Here is a 19,792-nt window from a genome sequence, read left to right as displayed (position 1 = left end):
AAAGATTTAATCTACTTTTCATATTATTGCGCTTAGAGGGTTATAGAGAGAGGAAGTCTTAATGGATGGTCATGCTAAAAGAGCTATGTGCTTCTGATTCTGCTCGATACGAATGTAATACGGCTGCATAAAATAAAAAAGCAGCACATATTATCCTATGTGCTGTTTTTTTGATTATTGCTGTTATTCGGTCGGAGAGATTGTCACTGGTTTGAAGGTTGCCACAACATTGCCTCCTGCTCCTGGACGCTCGACATAAGGGGTATTTTGCATAATGGTATAATAAGAGTCGAGATAATCGTCGTCGTTAGTTAGCACACCATCTGGAATCACATCGATAATTCTATTGGTGATTTGAGCTATGATGGCATAACCTTGAATTTCTGGATCTGGAATCATTTTCAAAATATCTTCCGCCGCTTTCACCAAAATTTTCGCTAGCTCTTTGTAGTCCGTTCCATCGTCTTGCTCCATCAGAATCATATCGACAGCACCCCAACGATACCGTGGCCAGAAAATCATGGTTTGGCTTGGGTAGTAATCTTTGCCGTCATAATCTAAATAAGGCATATCGACAAGGTCAATTTCAGGTTCTACACGACTTGGGTCAACACCAGTAATGATGGCGTAGACTTCCGCCTTACCTGAAATCCATGGCTCTTCGTCGTCGCTAAGACGAATTTTCGTTAACTGAGTGGTATTAAGTGGCTCTACATCACTAAGCTGTGCCGAACGCTTAATACCTTGCTTGGTTTTTGAAGGTAGTTTAGGACTGTCATTGGTGATCAAATTAGAATCTTGGCCCAAGCGATTCATCTCGGTTCGCATTGCCATTAGACCAGCACGAAGTTCTTTAGCGCTATTGCTGTCAACAACGAGGACTGGAACATCTGGCATTTGGTAAACATCTAATTCATGCACTTGGCCGTAAACATCATAAGCTTCTACATACTGCCAGTTTGAGTCATCACCTGAAGGCTCAAATGCAAACAGTGGACTTTCTCCTTCCTGCCAGTCTTTGACCATTGATGCATCCGCAATCCTAAGCTCCATCACTGAATCAGTATATTGAGCAATGCCTTTTGTTTGACGGTATTGGTAATCGGCCTGCTGCATACGCTGTTTAAACGCTGAGTATGGCTGAATGCTTTCCACAGAGTCCAAATCCGTGGCCAGATTCTCCTCTGTAATTTGTGACTTGATTGATTTTTCTAAATCAAAGTAGCGAGCGCTGATTTGCATCGCAAGCGCTTTTTTTTGCTGTGCTATTTCTTCTGAGATTGATTGTGCATCTGTTGTGTTTACAGTTTGTGCGTTCAACGGAAAGCCAACTATGGTTGTCGCAAGCATCAAGCTGATAGGTAGGCTTGGTCTCATAAAAATGATCCTTATTTGAATTTTTATCCCTAATAGAGCGTTGCCCTACCTGGTCCAACCTATCAGCTTCATCAATAAGTGGAACAAAAACGATCGATTTTTGTTCTATTTTTCCGATAAAGATCACTTAATGAACAAATTGTTCAAAATTCAGCCTTAAAGTGCTTGGAATTCTAAAATTAATAAGTCAATCAATATGCAAGAGATAGTAATATCAATTAAAAGAATAACTTAGTGACTCAGATCACCGGAATGTAAAGCACCTATTACATGCTTTACAGCGACTTTTCCTAGTGATATGAATGAAGATTAAATACTCTAACTTTACAAAAGTTCATAAGTATGGATGAGTATTCATAATGAAATAGGTGTTTAACAGTAGTAAATTTATTTTAATCTATTGATATGAAAAATAATCTCTACGAAATTGACTGACTTGTTGCTCAACATAAGTTTGCCATTCACTGTCTGACAAACTGGTAGACTGCCTTTGAGCTTCTAAGATTTGGTTTAGAGCGACAAGCTCATCTTGGTATTGACCAATATGGGCATTTTGCTGGGCGACTTGCTGCTCTCTCGATGCGATCGAAGCAATCTCTTTCTCAGTTAAATATTGCCTCGCGAGCTGATGTTTTATCTCTCGCACTTTATCTGGTGGATAGGAACTGGGGATCAGGCTGACACCTTGTTCGTATTTTTCGCTATCGGCCTCTAGAGTTAACACCGCCTCTTTTTCTCGCCATTTTATCAATAAAGTTTGGTAGTCGTTTAGAAAGTCTGCTGCTAAAGACTCTGATAGGCTATCTTGTTCAAGGCTAAAATCGTATAGGGCAAATTCATCGGCAAAGATTAATGTGGCGTGCTCTCCCCAAACCAAGGTCGCTAGCCGCTTAAAGTCTGTCACTTTGTCTGAAAGCAGCGTAAAATGGTTCAACTCAGACTCTTGCCAAACACTCTGCCACTCACGGTTAAAATGGTTATAGTTGACCAGCAATTGATACCGAGAAACCGATAGTGTCGACTTGAGAGCGGCAAGTTGAGACAAGCAATCTCCTTTACCGAGACAATCTGCCCAAAATTGCTCTATCGCATTGACCAGTTCTCGTCCTTGGCTTTGGTTAAGTTGCGTTATTGAGCGATCAATTTCCGCGTTCTTTACTGGGGCGCCCTCTATGTTAGACTCTTGACTTGCTATGGGCTTAACTAGGCGTTGAGGGGCTTTACCAACCTCTTGCGACGGTTTTTCACTGGCAGAGTCAACCAACCTTTCTTCCTCTGGCCAAAGGTAGATGCTCGCCACGACAGCGAGCACAAATAAAATAGCACGGTAGTTCATTACTCAATCACTGCGCTCACAGGAAAGTGGTCGGAAAGGTTGTAGTGCTTCCAAAGCCTTTCGTCTGTGGTACGAGGGATGTCAACACGATTGTTATTACGCCTGCTCTGTCCGTACTCATCGCTGACCATGACATAATCCAAGTATTCCACATGCTCGCCGCCTGAGAGTGCTTTACCAGAAAAGTCGTTGATACGCGGATCAAAGGTTGATTCTGTGTATCCAGAGTAATCTGGCTCTTGCACACTGAGGTTGGTCATCATGCTCTGGTAGTCATCTGGGAATTTCAATTTGTTGACATTAAAGTCACCGCTGTACACCACAGTTTCATGACTGGGTATGTCCAGTGACTGAGCCAATGCTCGCATCTGCTTAAACTGGCGCTGTCTATAATCTCTGGCTTTATCCGTATCAGAAGAAGCCGTGTGTGTCGCAAACACATGATAAGCTTTACCGCCTTTTATGATCTCGGCATAGTTAACACCTTTATCGGCAAAACAGTCGGTTCCAGCACAGTCAGGAAATACATATTGCGCCTGATTCACAATCGGATATCGACTAACAATAATCACCCCACCGTCATGTATGTTGGCCCCTTTTTTATTTAACATTTCTGTGTGATAAGGATATTCCTTTGCTAGTTCGCGCAGAAAAGCACCTCGGCCATTAGCAAACACTTCCTGCAAAGCCAAAACATCATAGCCTGACACATGCTCGGGGATTATATCGTAGCGGTCACCAATATGAGAGGCCATCACAGGCAGTGCCCATATGTTATAGGTCATGACCTTGAGAATATTCTCATCCGGTTCAACTGTCTCGCCTACTTTCGCTGGAGTAATCGTATAATAAAGGTCGTCATATCGAGCGGTATTGGCTGATTTAAAGCTCAGCTCAGTGGAGCGCTGACCGAATGCAGTGGTAGTGAAGCGGTGCAGCTCCCTATCATCTTGCAGGAAAAGATCTACGTCAGATGAAGATAAACCATATTGGATTGAGGAATTATACCAATGCCCAGTCATCACTTGGTTTAGCTCGACACTTTCCCCCAAAGGGTTCGAGATGACTGTGTTAAATCTGTATGTTTGACCTGACTTCACTCCCTCCCAACGATTAAAGCTTAGCACTGCTTTCGTTTCCCAAGGGCCTATGGTTTCGGTGTGCTGCTGCCATTCATCACCGTATTCAAGTAAATCTGAGCCATCATGGCTGACTTGTACAGTTAATGGCTGGGCAGAGTTATTAGTTAGATACACATCGGTATCGGCCATCACTGGCATAACGACAAGCGAAGCGAGCAAAATATTCCACAGCTTAAAACTCATGTTATCTTCCTCAATTTGAATTTCTGGTTAAAATTTAAACCAATAATGTTTCATATTTGTTATAAATAAATTAAGAAAAATAATTCACACACTTAACGATAAAACGTGATAACAAAGCGCTTTTTAGTGCATAAAATTCATAAAGTTTGAACTTGTTTAAAACATTGATACCAATATTTGAAATCATTATTTCTATCAAAAAAATCTATAAGACTAGGAATAATTAGGCAGTTTGAGTTAACAATAAAAATACTCGTTATTATCCAAACAGTAGTATGAAAATCACCCAATAAAAAAGCGGGTAATTTTCCATAAAATGAGAGTTTTTAGTCACGCTAAGCTAATGATAAATATAGAAATATTTATCATTTATATTGTTGATTTTCAAAAAGATTGTTTGAACTGTAAATACTACAAAAGCCACCGAAACGATGGCTTTTAGAAGTTTATATTGAAGGGGCTGGCTATAAAGTATGCGCTAAGTTAGTCATCGTCTTTAGGCGCTACTTTCTTTTTGGGGATAAACACTGAATCACCCACAGCAACATTTTGGTAGAAACCTTTATCACGTTGTGCTGGCTTCTTGTTGGCTTTTTTCGCTGCCGGCTTAGACTTCTTGACCACTTTTTTCTTACCGCGATAATCCGCTTTCTTTGGTTTTATACCTTTAAACTTACCTTTTAAACCTTCTAACTCAGAAAAAGTAATGTCTTGTTGCAAATAAGCCTCAACACGCTTGAAGCTATCCCAATCCTTAGGGCCAACTAAAGATAAGGCATCGCCTTTATTACCAGCTCTACCTGTACGGCCAACACGGTGTACGTATTCCTCAGTATGCTTTGGCATGTCAAAATTGACCACGTGGGTTACATTGGCAATATCGAGACCACGAGAAGCAACATCGGTCGTTACTAGAATTTTAAACACCGCCCGTTCAAACTGACTCATAATGGTGTTGCGTTGAGTCTGATTTAGGTTGCCACTTAAAGCGATGGCTTTGAGTTTTTTCGCATTAAGCTTTTCAGTTAGACGCTCTGTATCCACTCGAGTTGCCGTGAATATAATCAGCTGCTTATATTGGGCATCATCAAGAATACGCTCTAAAATCGCTTCTTTATGATCAAGGTGATCACAGAGGTAGAATGTTTGGGTGATATCCTTATGCTGCTCATTCGATACACCAATCGCTATTCGTTTTGGTGCATTCAACATTTCAAATGCGATTTCATTGACTTCAGCGTGATCGAGTGTTGCAGAGAACATCAACGTTTGACGACGGCGATGCTTGGCAGCATTGTGAATACGGCGCAGCTCAGGTGCAAAGCCCAAATCCAACATGCGGTCAGCTTCATCCAACACCAAAGTTTCCAGCCCATCAAGGTACAAGGAACGGTGCTCAAGATGGTCAGCTAAGCGTCCCGGTGTCGCGACAATAAACTTAGGGTAGCGACGCAAGGCTTTCACCTGATCGTTGAAGTTCTCACCACCAACGATAAGGGTAGCTTCATAAGACAGACCACCCAGCATAGAGCGTAGCTCGCCGTAGACTTGTTTGGCCAATTCTCGGGTCGGAGCTAAGATAACTCCACGAGGATCTTTGGCTGAAAATGCTTTGTTCTTTAGAGATTTATGCAACATAGGCAACACAAAAGCAAGCGTCTTCCCTGACCCCGTTTTCGAGGAAGCCAGTAAGTCTTTGCCAGCAATCGATACCGGAATCGCCTGCTGCTGAATGTCTGTCGCCTGCTTAAAGTCAAAGTGCTTAAGATTTTTTAATAAGCGGTTGTCTAGCCCTAACTCTTTAAAGTGCAAAGTATTCTCCAAGTTATAAGTGTGTCTGCGCCTTGTTCTATTCTCAAACCAAACACGGAAATTTTAAAAAACGCGACATGATACCCTGAAAGCGCCGGAGTGGATAGAGATCACAGAAAATTATCCCTGTGATTCTGGTTTTGACGCTCAATATAGTTAGCACATTGACATTTACACTCACTAGCCGTGAGACATGTATCAATTAATTCGATAATTGCTTAAATTCTTGGGTTTTTTTGACTTTTTCCTGCTTTTTGAGAGGCAAAATAGAGTCTACACTTTTGTAACCGTCACTATATGAGAGTAAAAGTATAGGACGTATTTTTGATACTTTACATGCAAGGAGTTCTTCTATGAACAAAATGTTGATCGCAGCTGCGGCCTCTTCTGTGCTTTTTCTCGCAGGTTGTGCTTCAGGCCCAAGCGATGCATCTTCAGCTAAAATTGACGAGCTAAGCAATCAGGTTAGCCAGCTAAGCCAGGATGTACAGGCTCTTAAATCTGAGTCAATGTCAGCTCGTGAAGAAGCTGAACGTGCTAACGAGCGCATCGACAACATTGCCCAGTCTTATACTAAATAAGTCTGAAGTATAAAATAAATCGTTATTTTTCAATAGTTAAGAGTAACGTTTTATGTTCGAATGGCGATAAAGTGGCGACAGTATAAATGTCGCCACTTTTGTTTTTAGTGTAAACATTAAAGAACTTTTCAATGCTTTTGTTCTAACAAGGTTTTGCCCCAAAATCATTTAGAGCTAATGCTAATCACACCTTCAGAAGAGCGTACTTGCCCCAGTTTTTATAATGAATCATTATGTGCTTAGTTGACTAATTGCTGGGTTGCCCTAAGTCTAGGGATATGGTGTTTATTTACTTTTATCCAATAAGCCTATGGCGATCTAGCAGCCCGGATGCTTAGGATACCCAAAGTGCATATTTCAAAAGTTAGAATTGAAAATTTCCGCAATTTCCGTGAATTGGAAATCAAAACAGATAGAAACATGGTGATTGTAGGAGAAAATAAAGTTGGCAAGAGTAATTTCCTTTTCTCACTCAGACTTGTTTTAGATCCCTCTTTATCTGACCTAGACCGATACCTAAGTTTAGATGACTTTTGGGATGGGTTAGGAGCAGACAAGTTAGGAAGTACCATAAAGATATCCTTAGAAATTAGCGGAATTGACCAGTCACCAACGACCTTAGCCGCTTTGGCTGATGGCTTAATTGACATAACAACCCATACAGCGAAAATTACCTATGTTTATCAACCTAAAAGCGGGGTGATGATAAGCTCTCTTAATGATTACGAGTACAATATATACCTTGGGAATACTGAAGATATTCCTATAAGTCGTTCCCTGCGGCGCTGCATACAAATGGAACTATTTCATGCACTTCGCGATTGTGAAAGGGAGTTGAGTAACAGTAAGAGAACGCCTTTAAGAACATTTTTAGAACATGTAGGTGATAGCCTTACTGAAACACAAAAGGCTTCAATCCTAGCTGGATTTGAACAAACGCAAATGGCACTTTCTGGTGTTCCAGACCTAGGACAAATAGAACAGAGTATCAACTCTATGCTCCAAACAATGGTTGGAACCAGACACGTATCTCCTGTTCAGTTGAAACTAGCTCCTCAAGACATCAATAAACTAATTAAGTCTCTCCAATTATTGGTTGATGCAGGAACTCGGGCAATCAATCAATCTAGTACTGGTAGCTCCAACATACTATTTTTGACGTTAAAGCTACTCGAGCTTCAGCACTCAATGAATATTGGTGAACAAGAGTTTACTTTCTTAGCAATTGAAGAACCTGAAGCCCACCTTCACCCCCATGTTCAAAGATTACTGTTTGAGTATTTCTACAACTCAGAGGCAAATTTAAACACACTCGTTACAACACACTCACCACACATCGCAAGCTCAGCTCCAATTAATTCTCTGATACTCCTAAAAGAGTCAATGGACGGGGTTATGCTCTCAACAAAAGGACATTCTTTGGTCAACTCTGCACTATCCCCTGAAGATATAGAGGACATGAGTAGATACTTAACCGTCACACGGGGGGAGGTTCTATTCGCGCGTGGTGTAATTTTAGTTGAAGGAGATGCTGAGGAATTTTTGTTCCCTGAGCTAGCAAGAAAGTTAGGGTATGAGTTGGACAAAAAAGGAATATCTATATGCTCAGTGGCAGGAACAAACTTTGATCCGTACGTAAAGTTCCTGTTGAGTATCGGCACACCTTTCGTAGTCATAACCGATCGCGATCCACTAGATCTAGAGGTGCCATTAGGCGTCACTAGGATAGATAAGCTACTGGATATCATCTTACAAAATCACACACTGAACGGTGCTGAAGCAACAATCTTGGCTCAAGGGCGAGTTAATGGAATCTTTACCAATACTCAAACGTTGGAAACTGAATTGGTAAGCTCACAAAACATGAAAAATATAGTTTGTGATGTTTTACTGGAGGATCATGGATCTCGTCCGCAGGTAGGCCCAATAATCACTTCGTGGAGGCAAAACACTTCATCTGTAGATATGGACGCTATGCTTCGATACATCAGTGAAATAGGTAAAGGAAGATTCGCTAAGCGCTTGAGTAACCGACTGCCTGAAGGGCAATGTCCAGAATACATAGCTGCTGCTTTCGAGTACATTTATGAACGCACATAATATCCCCAGTAAATACAAAGAAGAGGCAGAAGAACTGAACACATTGGGTCAAAGAGGTGTGTTCGATTCGACTGCAAATTGCGCAGTTATAGCTGGTCCAGGTAGTGGAAAGACGAAAACACTTGTCTTAAAGGTTGCCAAAATCATAGATGAAGATATCTCAAATTATGAGAGAGTTTCTTGTATTACTTATAGTCGACAGTGTTGCAAAGAGCTTCACAACCGTTTTAAAAAAATCGGATTATCTTCTAGTGAGAATTTGTATATTGGTACCGTACACAGTTTTTGTCTGAGTCAAATAGTTGCTCCATTAGCTCACTTGACTGACTCAACATTGCCTCCATCTTATAATGTAGCTACCGAAGATCAGAGAAACGAAGCCTTTAACTTAGCTAAAGAATTGGTTGGAGAAAGAGTTCGATATTACAGCCAAAGTTTTATGGCAAGCTATCGAATGACGCACCTAGAAAGAAGGCCAACATTTAGCACGACTGATTCCAATTGCGCAAATTTGATAGAGGCCTATGAAGGGCTTTTGAGAGAGAGATGTCTAGTAGATTTTGATGACTTAATACTCATTAGTAGATGCCTTATTCTTGAACACAGCTGGATTCGAGATATTATAAAAGCCAAATTCCCCGTTATCGTTATTGATGAGTATCAGGATCTAGGTAAGCCTTTACATGACATGGTTATCGCTCTTGCCGAGCATGGCATACGAATTATCGCTGTTGGAGATATAGACCAGTCTATATATGGATTTACAGGAGCTCACCCAGAACTCCTTGAACATTTAAGTGAACGTGATGATTTCGAAAAAGTTGAGATGAAACTTAACTATAGATCGGCTCAAAACATCGTTAGCTTATCGGATGGGTTTGTCAGCCAAGCAAAGGGAGTAATAGCCCATCACCGAGATAGAGTTGCAAGCATTACTTGTCATCTATGCCCAGATGGTCTTGAGCAACAAATTGAGCAAGCTTTAACGCAGGCCTTGACTATAGCTTCTGAAACGTCATCTAGAGCACTTAGTGACATAGCGATTTTGTACCCCGATGCAAAAACAGGAGATCTTGTTGCAGCTCAAGCCTCACGGCTAGGTATTGTTTATAACCGTACAGACAACAATGCTCCTTACAGAAAGAACCCACTTACAAACTTTATTGAAGACTGTGCCTCATGGGTTAGCTACGACTGGAGAGTAACATCAAATAAAATCTTGTTATCAGAGTTAATCTCGACATTGATTAGTTTCGTGAAAAGCGACATTGATGACATAGATGCATTAGTTCAAGGCTTTGTATCCTATCTATGGGCAGTAAGAGGCAATGTGGAAGAAAGCCCTGCTTATAAGTTTGTTACCGAGCTAGTCAGTATTTGCTTTCCTTTTTCAGTCCATCCCTCCCACATGTCAGATGATTTTAAAGAAGTAGGAAAAATGACTCAGGCACTATCAAGTGAAGGTATATTGCGGAATGTAAGCCTTCCAGTGTTGGGTAATAACAGAGAGAAGTCGAACAAGTTAAATTTGATCACTTATCATTCATGCAAAGGTTGTGAATACGATATTGTTATTGCTATAGGCCTAGATAATGGTGTTTTTCCTAAATTGAAGTGGGATCAAAGTACTTACCAGTGGTGCTACCCAGATGATAGAGAGATGCAAGAAAGGAGGCGACTTTTTTTCGTTGCATTAACACGAGCTAAATATGACGTTCATTTTTACAAGTCTGAATTCTTTTTAACTAGTAGAGGTGACAGAAGGTATTTCGGACAAAGCAAATTTCTGGATGAACTTGCTAGTCGAATGAGCTAGAGGGAAGATTAGTGATGAATCCATTTAAGAACTTTCAGTTAAAGCAACTTCCAGACTTGGTATTGGTCATTTTTGGAATATCATTTCTAGCTATTTTGGGAGCATTGATCCGCTCAGTAGTTCTTCCTGGAGGAACATTAGGCTGGCTATTGGTTATTGCGGCCTTTCTTAGTTTCAGTATTGCTTGGAAGAATGCTCATTACAGAACTCACGACAAAGAAATACATAAGTGGGTAAATGCATGGCGGCACAATGGTTTGTCGAACGCATTTCTTTGTTTAGCTGTGGTACTGTTGATATCAACATTCGCATACTTCAAGTAGCGCTAGTTGCAATCAAGGATAAGCTTCGTTCAGAGCATGCTTTATCTAGGCCTTGATCAAACTGCATTTTCTTATATTCAGTAAATCGTCCGAGAGTATCTGTTCAGCGAATTTGCCGTACAAAAAATTATCCGTTAAAAGCTAAACTAGTGAAGTAACTGGAACACTTTTTGTCTAGAACCTTCACAGTTGGCACTTCGTAACACAGAAGTGCCCCAAAACGTGTTTAAGCAACAGAAAACCTACATGGGATATGTTTAGTCTTTAGCTTGCAGTACAAACCTCAATACGGAGCAGTGCAAGAGAGCCTTGCTCTGGGGGGGATATGACGGACTCTTTTAGTAGTAAAATTTTGCGATTATCTAGCTCATTTAAAACAAAGAGCTTTGATGGGGAATCATATATCCGTTATAGTACTTACACCTTTACGCGTGGATTTGAAAAACGAGAATTCGTTGTTCAATCTTGTCGGGCGCTCAGCCAGACAAATGTTTATTGAGGATATTTAGGGCTGCGCAAGCATCGCTTTGCACGATCCTTCGTTCCTCAGGAGCGCACAAAGCGATGCTTGCGCTTCCTTTAGGTAAAGGCAACACAAGGCGACTCGTTCGCCTTGTGTTATTTCCGATTACTAACAATTTACGTCCAATAACAACAACTGAGAAAGGACAGCCAGTTGCCTTCTACTCCTTCCAATCAAGATTCTTATTTGCTAGCACTTTCTAGTATCTTTACGAATCTTGATTTTAGGAAATTTACAGTCCATTTTACCCCTCGAATAACTTTCATCTGTGGTGGCCCAATAGAATCTAGTTCCTCTGTATATCCAGCTAGCCTTAGAGAGAGAATTTTACTTTACCTCGATGAGCATCATGATGAAATTGAGAGGAATACTGTCGTTGCTGAGTCTTTTGCTGATTATTTTCAAAAAGGTCAATATTCGAACTTACTACAATTTGAAGAAGATATTGCAAATGTTGCATCACTGATTGTTATCTGCCTTGAAAGCGCAGGCTCCTTGGTTGAGTTTGGGTTGTTCTGCAATCATGCGAGCACATCTGATAAATTATTAGTATACATCCCTGAAGAGCACTACGATGGCGTGGATTCTTTTATTGCTCTAGGGCCATTAGCTCAACTCAAAGCAAATTCGAGTAAATCTGTACTAGCTTATCCCTTTCCAGACTCAAGTAAACAAGCATATGAAGACATCGACCTAGTTGTCGGAGATCTTGTAGAAAAGTTAGACAGCAGCCCTAAAACAGGTCAGTTTGATGAGGGAAACTCAGGTCATCTCGCTTTTCTAATTCATGATATTGTTTCTTTATGTACCCCAATCAAAAAGCTGGAAATTATGAAGTGTATGACTGATTTAGGGATAGAGGGGGTTACTGAGCGTAGATTGTCTACGTTGTTGTATTTATTGATGAAAATTGGCTTGGTTGGACAAAAAACGTATAGCCACGTTGATTACTTTTTTTCTACCCAACCTTCACTCACTAAACTTACATTTGGCAAATGTAAAGACACGTCAACTTTTGATAGGTCATCTAAGTTCGTCGAGATAAAGCAGACGTTCATGCTTCACCAAGAAGGTGAGAGTCAATCGACCAAGAAACGTAGACTTGTACAAGGTAAAATTAACGAAATTCTGAAGGGGCAATCATAGATATGAATATCTTGGATAAGATTTCAGAGTTATCAGGTATACCTCAAGATATGTGCGCTAGATTTGTCGTATCAGCTCCTGTTCGCTACAAACGGTATGAAATACCAAAAAGAAACGGTGGAGGCACTAGACTCATAGCTCAACCGTCAAAAAGTGTTAAGCCTCTACAAAGAGTATGCATAAGCGAGCTTAGAGGCGTATTGCCTATACATGGATCTGCGTTGGCTTATGAAGCAGGTACTGGTATTAAAAGAAATGCAAATAAGCATCGCTACAACAGGTACTTGTTGAAGATGGATTTTACTAACTTTTTTCCATCAATTAAGCCTGATGTTTTATTGAGTACCTTTGAACAACACAATGTAGCATTGACTGAGGTGGACAAATTTGTACTCAGTTCATTGTTGTTTTGGAAGCCAAGTAGAAGCGAGTCAACCTTAGAGTTGAGTATAGGTGCGCCAAGCTCTCCATTTATATCAAATGCGGTTATGTACTTCTTTGATGTTGCAGTTACGGAGTATTGTGAACGTAAAGGTATAACTTACACGCGCTATGCAGATGACTTAGCTTTTAGTACTAATACCGCAGATATTTTGTTTGAACTCCCTAAGTTCTTGAATGAGTTAGTGCAGCAGCCGAGTATGTCTTTCTTACGGTTTAACACTGATAAAACTGTGTTCGCTTCAAAGAAAGTGAATAGGCATATCACTGGAGTCACGATCACGAATGATGGGCGATTATCGCTTGGACGAAAGCGTAAAAGAAAAATAAGTTCGTTGATACATCGTTTTAGCTTGCAGCAATTGAGGTGCGATGAGGAGGTCAATGAACTAAAGGGAATGTTAGGCTTTGCTAAACATATTGAACCCATTTTTGTTCGTCGCATGTGTCAAAAGTACGGTGAAGAAATCATACTCAAAATTCAAAAGTTCAACTCGGACTAGAGATAATTATTGTTGTAGGTTGCTTGATTCTTTTGGGCGTTTATCGATGCTTTCCATACAAAATTACCCATATATTCTTTTGTTGTTAGGGTGTAATGCACCTGCCTGCCACTAGTGAAATTTATTATTGTCGCAGTTTCCGCTCTAAGGAATACATAATAAACGAGCAAGGAATCAACATACTTCTCCTAATATGACAGACCCCTTTTAGAGCATCAGGTCTAACAAGATACTGTCCAATTCCTATCGACCTACCAATAAGAATTGGACGTGTCTTAAAATAATCCCTGTGCTTTTAGCAACTGAAGCGCATCAAATGGAGTCGATAAATAGGAGGCGATAAACTTTTGGGTATCTTCAATACCAATTTCGTTGACTTTCTGCTGTAAATCTTTATCTCCCTCAACAAGACTTAGCCATTCATTTAATGGTTTTTTATCACCAGAATAGGCAACGTAATTAACCAAAGAGCTGGTATACGTTTGACGCTCTTTTAAAGAACACTGCTGTGACGCATAAGCAAAACCATATTGGATAACCGTTTGCTTTTCAGACTTATCTAGTTTTGTAAACCACTCTGTATCAAGTGCTTTTGAATAATCAAAATCTTTCCTTATTGACTTGCATTCAGATACACGCTGATTGAGAAGGGAGTAGTTGGAGTCCATTTCATGTTTAAGCTGATTGGCCCAAGCGTCGAGATTTTCAGATTGAACTGACAGGCTGCAAAGAGCCAGCACTATTAGCAGAGGTCTAAAGCGCATTATATACACACTCCCAAAATTTGCGTTCCTCACCTGATGTATCTAGTGATGCCTTCAACGCTATTTGTTCTAAGCGCTCGCGTTTAACAGGCGCAATCGCCATTACAGACTCATGGTATAAATTCCAATCATATGTCGTTGCGTTATAGGAAGCAGAGGCGATGGCAACACCCCTGTATGAGTCCCGTCCTGCAAAGATTTGGAAAAATGGCAGAACTTTGATGATACGCTCCAAGACCGTTGACATATCGGTAATGTGGTTCATTTGTTCGATATAATCGATCGTGCGAGGTGACGGTTTTAAGCCTTGTATTTTGCAGTATTCGCGTTTAGCCATTTTTTAGTCCTATATCCAACTACTTACACCTATTCTAACGTCCCACAAGGTTATTGAAAAGACAACAAAGTAACTGAATTTATAGTGATTTTAACTAAGACGGACTAAGTAAGTGGGTGCTCGAGGTCAGGTCTTTCATTTTGCCCTAACCAAATTTATCCGAACGCCCGACATTCACCAGAAATCGTAACTCGAAGTTGTCCAAAAGTGAGCTACTCGATTACAAAGGGCCTGCTAATACAGGCCCTTTCTGTTTTCTAAGCTGAAAATGCTATAACTTCACGAATACTCAATCCATAAAATCAGGCGATACCACTTCAACAGGCACACCATTTTGGGCAAGGATCACGGCTTTAGCCTTCGCATCTGATAGGTCAAATTCATCCAACCACCAGCGCAGCTCTTCCGGCAAGACTAGAGCTTTTTTACTGCCATCACTGCGTGTTAGTGGTTCATGCGCTTCAACAAACACACTTCTATCTGGTTCCAATGCCACTTTAATCGGTTCATTAATTACTCTTACCTTTTCGCCTAAGTTAACCTTGGGAAACAACCAATCAATGTCCTTTGGATCCATACGAATACAACCCGAGCTCACCCTAAGCCCTATACCAAAATCTTTATTTGTGCCGTGTATTAGGTACTCTCCGATACCATAGGCCAAACGCATTGCGTAGTCTCCAAGTGGATTATCGGGGCCTGCAGGTACAATTGTTGGTAGTTCGATGCCTTTCTCGCGGTATTCTTTTCGAATCGATTTTGGTGGTTTCCAAGTAGGGTTGCGCTTTTTCTGACTAATACTGGTTTCCATTTCTGGCGTATCCCTGCCAACACGGCCGATACCGACAGGGAAAATATGGACCAAATTTTTATCAGGTTGAAAGTAGTACAAACGGAGTTCTGCGAGATTAATCACAATGCCTTTTCTTGGCACATCGGGCAGTATGATACGAGTTGGGATGGTTAACACATAGTTTTCAGCGGGAAGGAACGGGTCCACCCCCTTATTCGCAGCCATGAGTGATAAAAAACCGACATCATAGCGCTTGGCAATATCGGCCAAGCTTTCGCCCTGTGACACTTGATGGTACTGCGTACGCCCAACAATGTTGCTTCCCTCTTGCGGCAATTGATACGTGGCGGCAAGTACTGATAAGCTGAAACAACATAAAATGGGGAGAAGTATGCGCAGCATGTTAAACGTCCTTAGCTTCCTTATAGAGGCCTAAGGTTACTTCTCTCTCTACCTTATGATCAACTATTGGATCAGGATATGACAGGTTTCTTACATCTGACCACGCCCAAGGCTTGTGAATATACTTGTCTGGCACCCCAACAAGTTCAGGTATCCACTGGCGTATAAAAGCGCCTGATGGGTCAAAACGTTCGCTCTGCGTTACGGGATTAAAGATTCTGAAGTAAGGCTGGCCATCACAGCCTGTCGACGCACACCATTGCCAACCTCCATTGTTGGCCGCGTAATCGCCATCAATAAGGCGCTTCATAAAGTAGCGCTCACCAATACGCCAATCAATGTGCAGATCTTTGATCAAGAAACTTGCTACTATCATCCTCAGACGATTATGCATCCATCCTGTTTGGTTCAATTGTCGCATCGCTGCATCTACTATCGGGTAGCCTGTTTGTCCTGTTTTCCACGCTTCAATCCATTGACTGTTGTTGGCCCATTTTAAGCCGTCACCCCAATCAAGAAAGCTGCGTCCTTTACTGAGTTTAGCTTCAAAATAAATCAGATGCAGGTAGAACTCTCGCCAGATCAATTCACTTTGCCACACTTCACGCCCAGAACTGAGCGGTGGAGTTTGACCGTATATCAGCCTCGCCATACATTGGCGAACTGATAAAGCACCAATAGCTAGATAGGGCGATAATTTACTCGTCCCTTGTAAAGAGGGAAAGTCTCGCTGACGGTCATAAAGATCGCTTCGAGTAGCGGTAAAATCTCTTAGCTGAGCGATAATTGACTGACTATCAGCAACCCAAACACTACTCTCTTGCCTTGGATAACTGAAGGTAACCGCTGGGTGAAAGCATAAATGTCGGCTTGCCTCTGGTAAAACAGCCTTGACCGCTTTATGGGCTTTTTTGACCTCAAAAGAATGTGCTTCGAGTTTAGTAAGATAAGCTTTCTTGAACGGAGTAAAGACTTTGAAGTAACTTCCTTGCTTATTGACGACACTGCCGGGAGCGAAAATGCATTTGTCGTCACACAAGCGAAAGCCAATGCCGTTTGCCGACAGCTGACTCGCAAGAAGGTCGTCTCGTTGACACTCATCTACTTCGTATTGTCGATTTGCAAAGACAGTATTTGCGCCAAGGCCAGTAGCCACTTCAGTTACTCGCTCGGCGCAGTCAGAATACTGCGCGACCTCATCATACAAAAGTTGAATATTGAGCTCTGCCAGTTCTTCATAAAGCTTCTCGAGCCTGCGAAAGATTAAATCTGCTTGCATGGGCGCTAGGCCATGGTTTTCCCATGTCTCTGGCGTAGCAAGATAAACGCAAGCCACTGGTTCGCCATGACTGAGCGCTTCGCACAATGCGGTGTTATCATCAACTCGTAAATCTCGCCTTAACCAAACTAGTTTCATTTTTCGCACCGCAATTGTTGTATCAGTTCAGAGACCACTACTTTGCCTGAAAATTGTTCTTCCAGATGGTTTATGGCCGTGAGCTGAGGCTCATTGATGGCTTTCGCACTGTAGATACCGATAACAGCAAAACTTTCTATGGCGGGATGAATCGCAAGCCCCGACAAATCTTCAACTTCATCTAACAAAGTAACATTGTACCCCTGCTCAACCAGTGTTAGTGCCATCAGGCGTGAGCCTATGTCTGTATTGCCGGTAGTGCTTACGAGCAATGCGCGTCCGGAGCGACTTGCTTTGTTTTCCGAATCAATAATCGCATTTAATTTGTTAACCATTATTGAGTAAAACAGACCATATTGCAGGGCTCGCAACGATGGACGAATCGAGGCAAAGGCTTGTTGAACTGGTTGAATAAATTGCTGGTCGACAACATTTAGCGGGTACTCTTTAACAACCGAATTAATCAGTGTTTCAGCTTTACCCTTGTTTAAACTTGCCAAAGCTTCCAGTACAAACTCTACATCATCCAATTGACTCACATTGTCATCAGCATCATAAGAGTCATTGTTCCCCGCTTCTAACAAGGCTTTGACCTTACCAATTGACACGCCTTTATTGAGCCAGCTCTGAATTTTATCAATTAAGTCAATGTGTTCTTGGGTGTAAAGCCTGTGACCTTTAGGCGTTCTCTCTGGCTCAATCAAGCTATACCTTCTTTGCCAAGCCCTTAAGGTGACAGGTTTTACACCTGTCATTTCAGAAATTTCTCTTATCGCGTATTTCTTCATTCTACAATCCGTATCTCAGCCTCATCTCTTGGGGATGAGGTTGGAAAAATTTTTGCTCAAGTAAGTATTCATCTGGGTAAGTCGTTAAATAATGCTTAATCAAGGTTATCGGTGCTAAGAGAGGCAAAGTGCCCTGACGATATTCCTCAATCACTCCACATAACTCAGCTTTTTGCTGTTTATTTAACGAACGCTTGAAGTAACCCTGTAAATGCATTAGTACGTTGGTGTTGTTTTTACGGCTCGCTCTGTTAGCGATCGCTTTCATTAGACCTTCTCGGTACAACTGGTAAAAAGTCTGTGGATCATGGTCTTTGGTGTTGGCAACGAGACGGCCGAGTTCTTTGTATGATTGAGGATGATGTGCCATCAGAGTCAGCTTGTAACGAGAATGAAAAGCAACCAATTTACCAGCAGTAGGCTCATCTCCCATTGAATCATAAAAATCTCTTAGCACGAAGATGCGTGCAATGAAGTTCTCTTTGAGAACGGGATCATTTAAGCGTCCATCTTCTTCTACAGGCAACCAAGGCATTTGCTTCATTAATTCCTGAGTAAACAACCCCACACCGATATTTTCAGCCCCGCCTTTACGATAAATCTTGACTCGCTCCATACCGCAAGTAGGCGATTTCGCACATACAATATAGCCGCACAGGTCCTGAGTCTTGAGCTCAGCCACTTTTTGTTCAGAGTAATCGAGCATTTTGGTTGTGTGTTCATTCTCAGGATTTTTTGTCTCTACGAGTGCAATACGTTCGTCGTTTGAAACCAAGCGAATAGTAGGTCGCGGAACAGGCATACCCATACCTACCTCAGGGCAAACAGAGACGAATTCGAAATACGGCGCTAGTTCTTTAGTCACAAACTTACTGATCTTATGTCCGGAGTCGAAACGAACATTTTCTCCTAATACACATGAACTGATACCTACTTTGATTGTGTTTATCATCTTCTGATTCCTCACCAAGGGTATACAAAAAAATATCTTGTATAAGAAGTAGCATAAATTTATTTATTTGTACAAGATTTAATTTTGTATAAGTAGTTTTTAATACGTAAATGCGGAGGGTTTGGTTCAGATAAAATGCTGTCTTTTCTTGCAAAACGATTGCTTTAACTCTTTCAACACAAAAAGTTATCAATGCAATTAACAATAACAACAAGACTAACTTTTGTGATTTACATCTCATGGATAAGCCTCACATCTGGCTAGTATCTGGCTACCGATTTTTCTAAATCAACACAATTAGTGATCAGTAGTTAGAATCATTAATCATTCGGAGTAACAACTATGGCAACCCCACATATTAATGCCCAACCAGATGATTTCGCAGAAACCGTTTTGATGCCAGGCGATCCATTGCGTGCAAAATATATTGCAGATAATTTCCTTGAGGATGCCAAACAAGTTTGTGATGTACGCAACATGTTTGGTTATACAGGTTCCTATAAAGGACATCGTATTTCGGTTATGGGCCACGGTATGGGGATCCCATCATGCAGCATCTATGTACATGAACTTATTGCTGAGTATGGTGTGAAGAACATTATCCGTATTGGTAGCTGTGGCGCCGTAAGAGATGATGTCAATCTGATGGATATCGTAATTGGTATGGGCGCATCAACCGACTCCAAGGTAAACCGTATACGATTCAATGATCATGATTTTGCTGCGATTGCCGATTTTGGTCTGTTAGAAGAGGCGGTTAAACAAGCTAGAGCACAGAATGTGTCTGTCAAAGTTGGTAACGTTTTCTCTTCTGACCTTTTTTATACTCCAGAGTCTGATATTTTTGAAAAAATGGAAAAACTTGGCATCTTGGGAGTTGATATGGAAGCGGCTGGCATTTATGGTGTAGCTGCCGACCACGGAGCAAAAGCACTCACCATTTTGACCGTCTCTGACCATATTACTCGTGGTGAAAAGCTCAGTTCAGAAGAGCGCCAAGACTCTTTCAACGACATGATGAAAGTCGCTCTGGAAACCGCCATCAATATTTAATTA

At 41.3% G+C, this 19,792-nt stretch carries 17 protein-coding genes; 7 read left to right on the top strand and 10 right to left on the bottom strand.

What is annotated here, in order from left to right; all coding sequences use genetic code 11:
• Window positions 1–183 precede the first annotated feature (183 nt).
• From DPF90_RS06010 to DPF90_RS05995, 4 genes are all read right to left on the bottom strand, one after another.
• Window positions 184–1,377, bottom strand: coding sequence for a DUF3103 domain-containing protein (locus tag DPF90_RS06010; RefSeq protein ID WP_114785422.1), 1,194 nt, complete (start codon window positions 1,375–1,377; stop codon window positions 184–186).
• A gap of 397 nt (window positions 1,378–1,774) precedes the next feature.
• A complete protein-coding gene (locus tag DPF90_RS06005) occupies window positions 1,775–2,713 on the bottom strand; it encodes a chromosome partitioning protein ParA (protein ID WP_114785421.1) in 939 nt (312 codons plus the stop codon).
• Window positions 2,713–4,038 (bottom strand): sphingomyelin phosphodiesterase, encoded by a 1,326-nt coding sequence (locus DPF90_RS06000; protein ID WP_114785420.1) that lies wholly within the window; start codon window positions 4,036–4,038, stop codon window positions 2,713–2,715. Before DPF90_RS06000 ends, DPF90_RS06005 begins: the two co-directional genes overlap by 1 nt.
• A 483-nt stretch (window positions 4,039–4,521) precedes the next feature.
• Entirely contained in the window at window positions 4,522–5,862 is a 1,341-nt protein-coding gene (locus DPF90_RS05995) for a DEAD/DEAH box helicase (protein ID WP_114785419.1), read from the bottom strand.
• A gap of 341 nt (window positions 5,863–6,203) precedes the next feature.
• On the opposite strand from DPF90_RS05995, the gene DPF90_RS05990 reads away from it, so the two are divergent.
• From DPF90_RS05990 to DPF90_RS05965, 6 genes are all read left to right on the top strand, one after another.
• Window positions 6,204–6,431: an Lpp/OprI family alanine-zipper lipoprotein gene (locus DPF90_RS05990; RefSeq protein ID WP_114785418.1), complete on the top strand. Its 228-nt coding sequence runs from the start codon at window positions 6,204–6,206 to the stop codon at window positions 6,429–6,431.
• Window positions 6,432–6,779: 348 nt separating this feature from the next.
• Window positions 6,780–8,531 carry an ATP-dependent nuclease gene (locus DPF90_RS05985; RefSeq protein ID WP_114785417.1) on the top strand — a complete coding sequence of 584 codons (1,752 nt, stop codon included), beginning with the start codon at window positions 6,780–6,782 and terminating at the stop codon, window positions 8,529–8,531.
• Entirely contained in the window at window positions 8,518–10,347 is a 1,830-nt protein-coding gene (locus tag DPF90_RS05980; RefSeq protein WP_114785416.1) for a UvrD-helicase domain-containing protein, read from the top strand. Before DPF90_RS05985 ends, DPF90_RS05980 begins: the two co-directional genes overlap by 14 nt.
• Before the next feature lie 14 nt (window positions 10,348–10,361).
• Entirely contained in the window at window positions 10,362–10,670 is a 309-nt protein-coding gene (locus DPF90_RS05975; protein ID WP_114785415.1) for a hypothetical protein, read from the top strand.
• A 676-nt stretch (window positions 10,671–11,346) separates the two neighbouring features.
• On the top strand, window positions 11,347–12,339 hold the full coding sequence (locus DPF90_RS05970) for a retron St85 family effector protein (RefSeq protein WP_114785414.1): 993 nt from the start codon (window positions 11,347–11,349) through the stop codon (window positions 12,337–12,339).
• A 2-nt stretch (window positions 12,340–12,341) separates the two neighbouring features.
• Complete coding sequence (locus DPF90_RS05965) at window positions 12,342–13,283, top strand: retron St85 family RNA-directed DNA polymerase (RefSeq protein ID WP_114785413.1); 942 nt, start codon at window positions 12,342–12,344, stop codon at window positions 13,281–13,283.
• A 275-nt stretch (window positions 13,284–13,558) separates the two neighbouring features.
• Here the strand turns inward: DPF90_RS05965 and DPF90_RS05960 are convergent, their stop codons facing one another.
• The 6 genes from DPF90_RS05960 to DPF90_RS05935 all read right to left on the bottom strand — a co-directional run bounded on the left by DPF90_RS05960 (window position 13,559) and on the right by DPF90_RS05935 (window position 18,736).
• Window positions 13,559–14,047, bottom strand: a complete 489-nt coding sequence (locus DPF90_RS05960; RefSeq protein WP_114785412.1) for a hypothetical protein — start codon at window positions 14,045–14,047, stop codon at window positions 13,559–13,561.
• Window positions 14,037–14,384: a hypothetical protein gene (locus DPF90_RS05955; protein WP_114785411.1), complete on the bottom strand. Its 348-nt coding sequence runs from the start codon at window positions 14,382–14,384 to the stop codon at window positions 14,037–14,039. The genes DPF90_RS05960 and DPF90_RS05955 overlap by 11 nt, the downstream gene beginning before the upstream one ends.
• A gap of 289 nt (window positions 14,385–14,673) precedes the next feature.
• Window positions 14,674–15,579 carry a L,D-transpeptidase family protein gene (locus DPF90_RS05950; RefSeq protein WP_114785410.1) on the bottom strand — a complete coding sequence of 302 codons (906 nt, stop codon included), beginning with the start codon at window positions 15,577–15,579 and terminating at the stop codon, window positions 14,674–14,676.
• Window position 15,580: 1 nt separating this feature from the next.
• Window positions 15,581–16,996: a deoxyribodipyrimidine photo-lyase gene (phrB, locus tag DPF90_RS05945; RefSeq protein WP_114785409.1), complete on the bottom strand. Its 1,416-nt coding sequence runs from the start codon at window positions 16,994–16,996 to the stop codon at window positions 15,581–15,583.
• Window positions 16,993–17,784, bottom strand: coding sequence for a MerR family transcriptional regulator (locus DPF90_RS05940; RefSeq protein WP_114785408.1), 792 nt, complete (start codon window positions 17,782–17,784; stop codon window positions 16,993–16,995). The genes phrB and DPF90_RS05940 overlap by 4 nt, the downstream gene beginning before the upstream one ends.
• Before the next feature lies 1 nt (window position 17,785).
• A complete protein-coding gene (locus DPF90_RS05935; protein WP_114785407.1) occupies window positions 17,786–18,736 on the bottom strand; it encodes a YbgA family protein in 951 nt (316 codons plus the stop codon).
• A gap of 342 nt (window positions 18,737–19,078) precedes the next feature.
• On the opposite strand from DPF90_RS05935, the gene deoD reads away from it, so the two are divergent.
• Entirely contained in the window at window positions 19,079–19,789 is a 711-nt protein-coding gene (gene deoD / locus DPF90_RS05930; RefSeq protein WP_114785406.1) for a purine-nucleoside phosphorylase, read from the top strand.
• Window positions 19,790–19,792: the final 3 nt, after the last annotated feature.

The sequence above is a fragment of the Vibrio tetraodonis genome, from assembly GCF_003350295.1.
GTDB lineage: Bacteria > Pseudomonadota > Gammaproteobacteria > Enterobacterales > Vibrionaceae > Vibrio > Vibrio tetraodonis.
This window is presented reverse-complemented; position numbering and strand designations above follow the sequence as displayed.

What these genes read in the sequence shown, in the direction of transcription:
- DPF90_RS06010 (WP_114785422.1), bottom strand. Translation starts at nt 1,377, where the DNA reads ATGAGACCAAGCCTACCTATCAGCTTGATGCTTGCGACAACCATAGTT.
- DPF90_RS06005 (WP_114785421.1), bottom strand. Translation starts at nt 2,713, where the DNA reads ATGAACTACCGTGCTATTTTATTTGTGCTCGCTGTCGTGGCGAGCATC.
- DPF90_RS06000 (WP_114785420.1), bottom strand. Translation starts at nt 4,038, where the DNA reads ATGAGTTTTAAGCTGTGGAATATTTTGCTCGCTTCGCTTGTCGTTATG.
- DPF90_RS05990 (WP_114785418.1), top strand. Translation starts at nt 6,204, where the DNA reads ATGAACAAAATGTTGATCGCAGCTGCGGCCTCTTCTGTGCTTTTTCTC.
- DPF90_RS05980 (WP_114785416.1), top strand. Translation starts at nt 8,518, where the DNA reads ATGAACGCACATAATATCCCCAGTAAATACAAAGAAGAGGCAGAAGAA.
- DPF90_RS05975 (WP_114785415.1), top strand. Translation starts at nt 10,362, where the DNA reads ATGAATCCATTTAAGAACTTTCAGTTAAAGCAACTTCCAGACTTGGTA.
- DPF90_RS05965 (WP_114785413.1), top strand. Translation starts at nt 12,342, where the DNA reads ATGAATATCTTGGATAAGATTTCAGAGTTATCAGGTATACCTCAAGAT.
- DPF90_RS05960 (WP_114785412.1), bottom strand. Translation starts at nt 14,047, where the DNA reads ATGCGCTTTAGACCTCTGCTAATAGTGCTGGCTCTTTGCAGCCTGTCA.
- DPF90_RS05955 (WP_114785411.1), bottom strand. Translation starts at nt 14,384, where the DNA reads ATGGCTAAACGCGAATACTGCAAAATACAAGGCTTAAAACCGTCACCT.
- DPF90_RS05950 (WP_114785410.1), bottom strand. Translation starts at nt 15,579, where the DNA reads ATGCTGCGCATACTTCTCCCCATTTTATGTTGTTTCAGCTTATCAGTA.
- phrB (WP_114785409.1), bottom strand. Translation starts at nt 16,996, where the DNA reads ATGAAACTAGTTTGGTTAAGGCGAGATTTACGAGTTGATGATAACACC.
- DPF90_RS05940 (WP_114785408.1), bottom strand. Translation starts at nt 17,784, where the DNA reads ATGAAGAAATACGCGATAAGAGAAATTTCTGAAATGACAGGTGTAAAA.
- DPF90_RS05935 (WP_114785407.1), bottom strand. Translation starts at nt 18,736, where the DNA reads ATGATAAACACAATCAAAGTAGGTATCAGTTCATGTGTATTAGGAGAA.
- deoD (WP_114785406.1), top strand. Translation starts at nt 19,079, where the DNA reads ATGGCAACCCCACATATTAATGCCCAACCAGATGATTTCGCAGAAACC.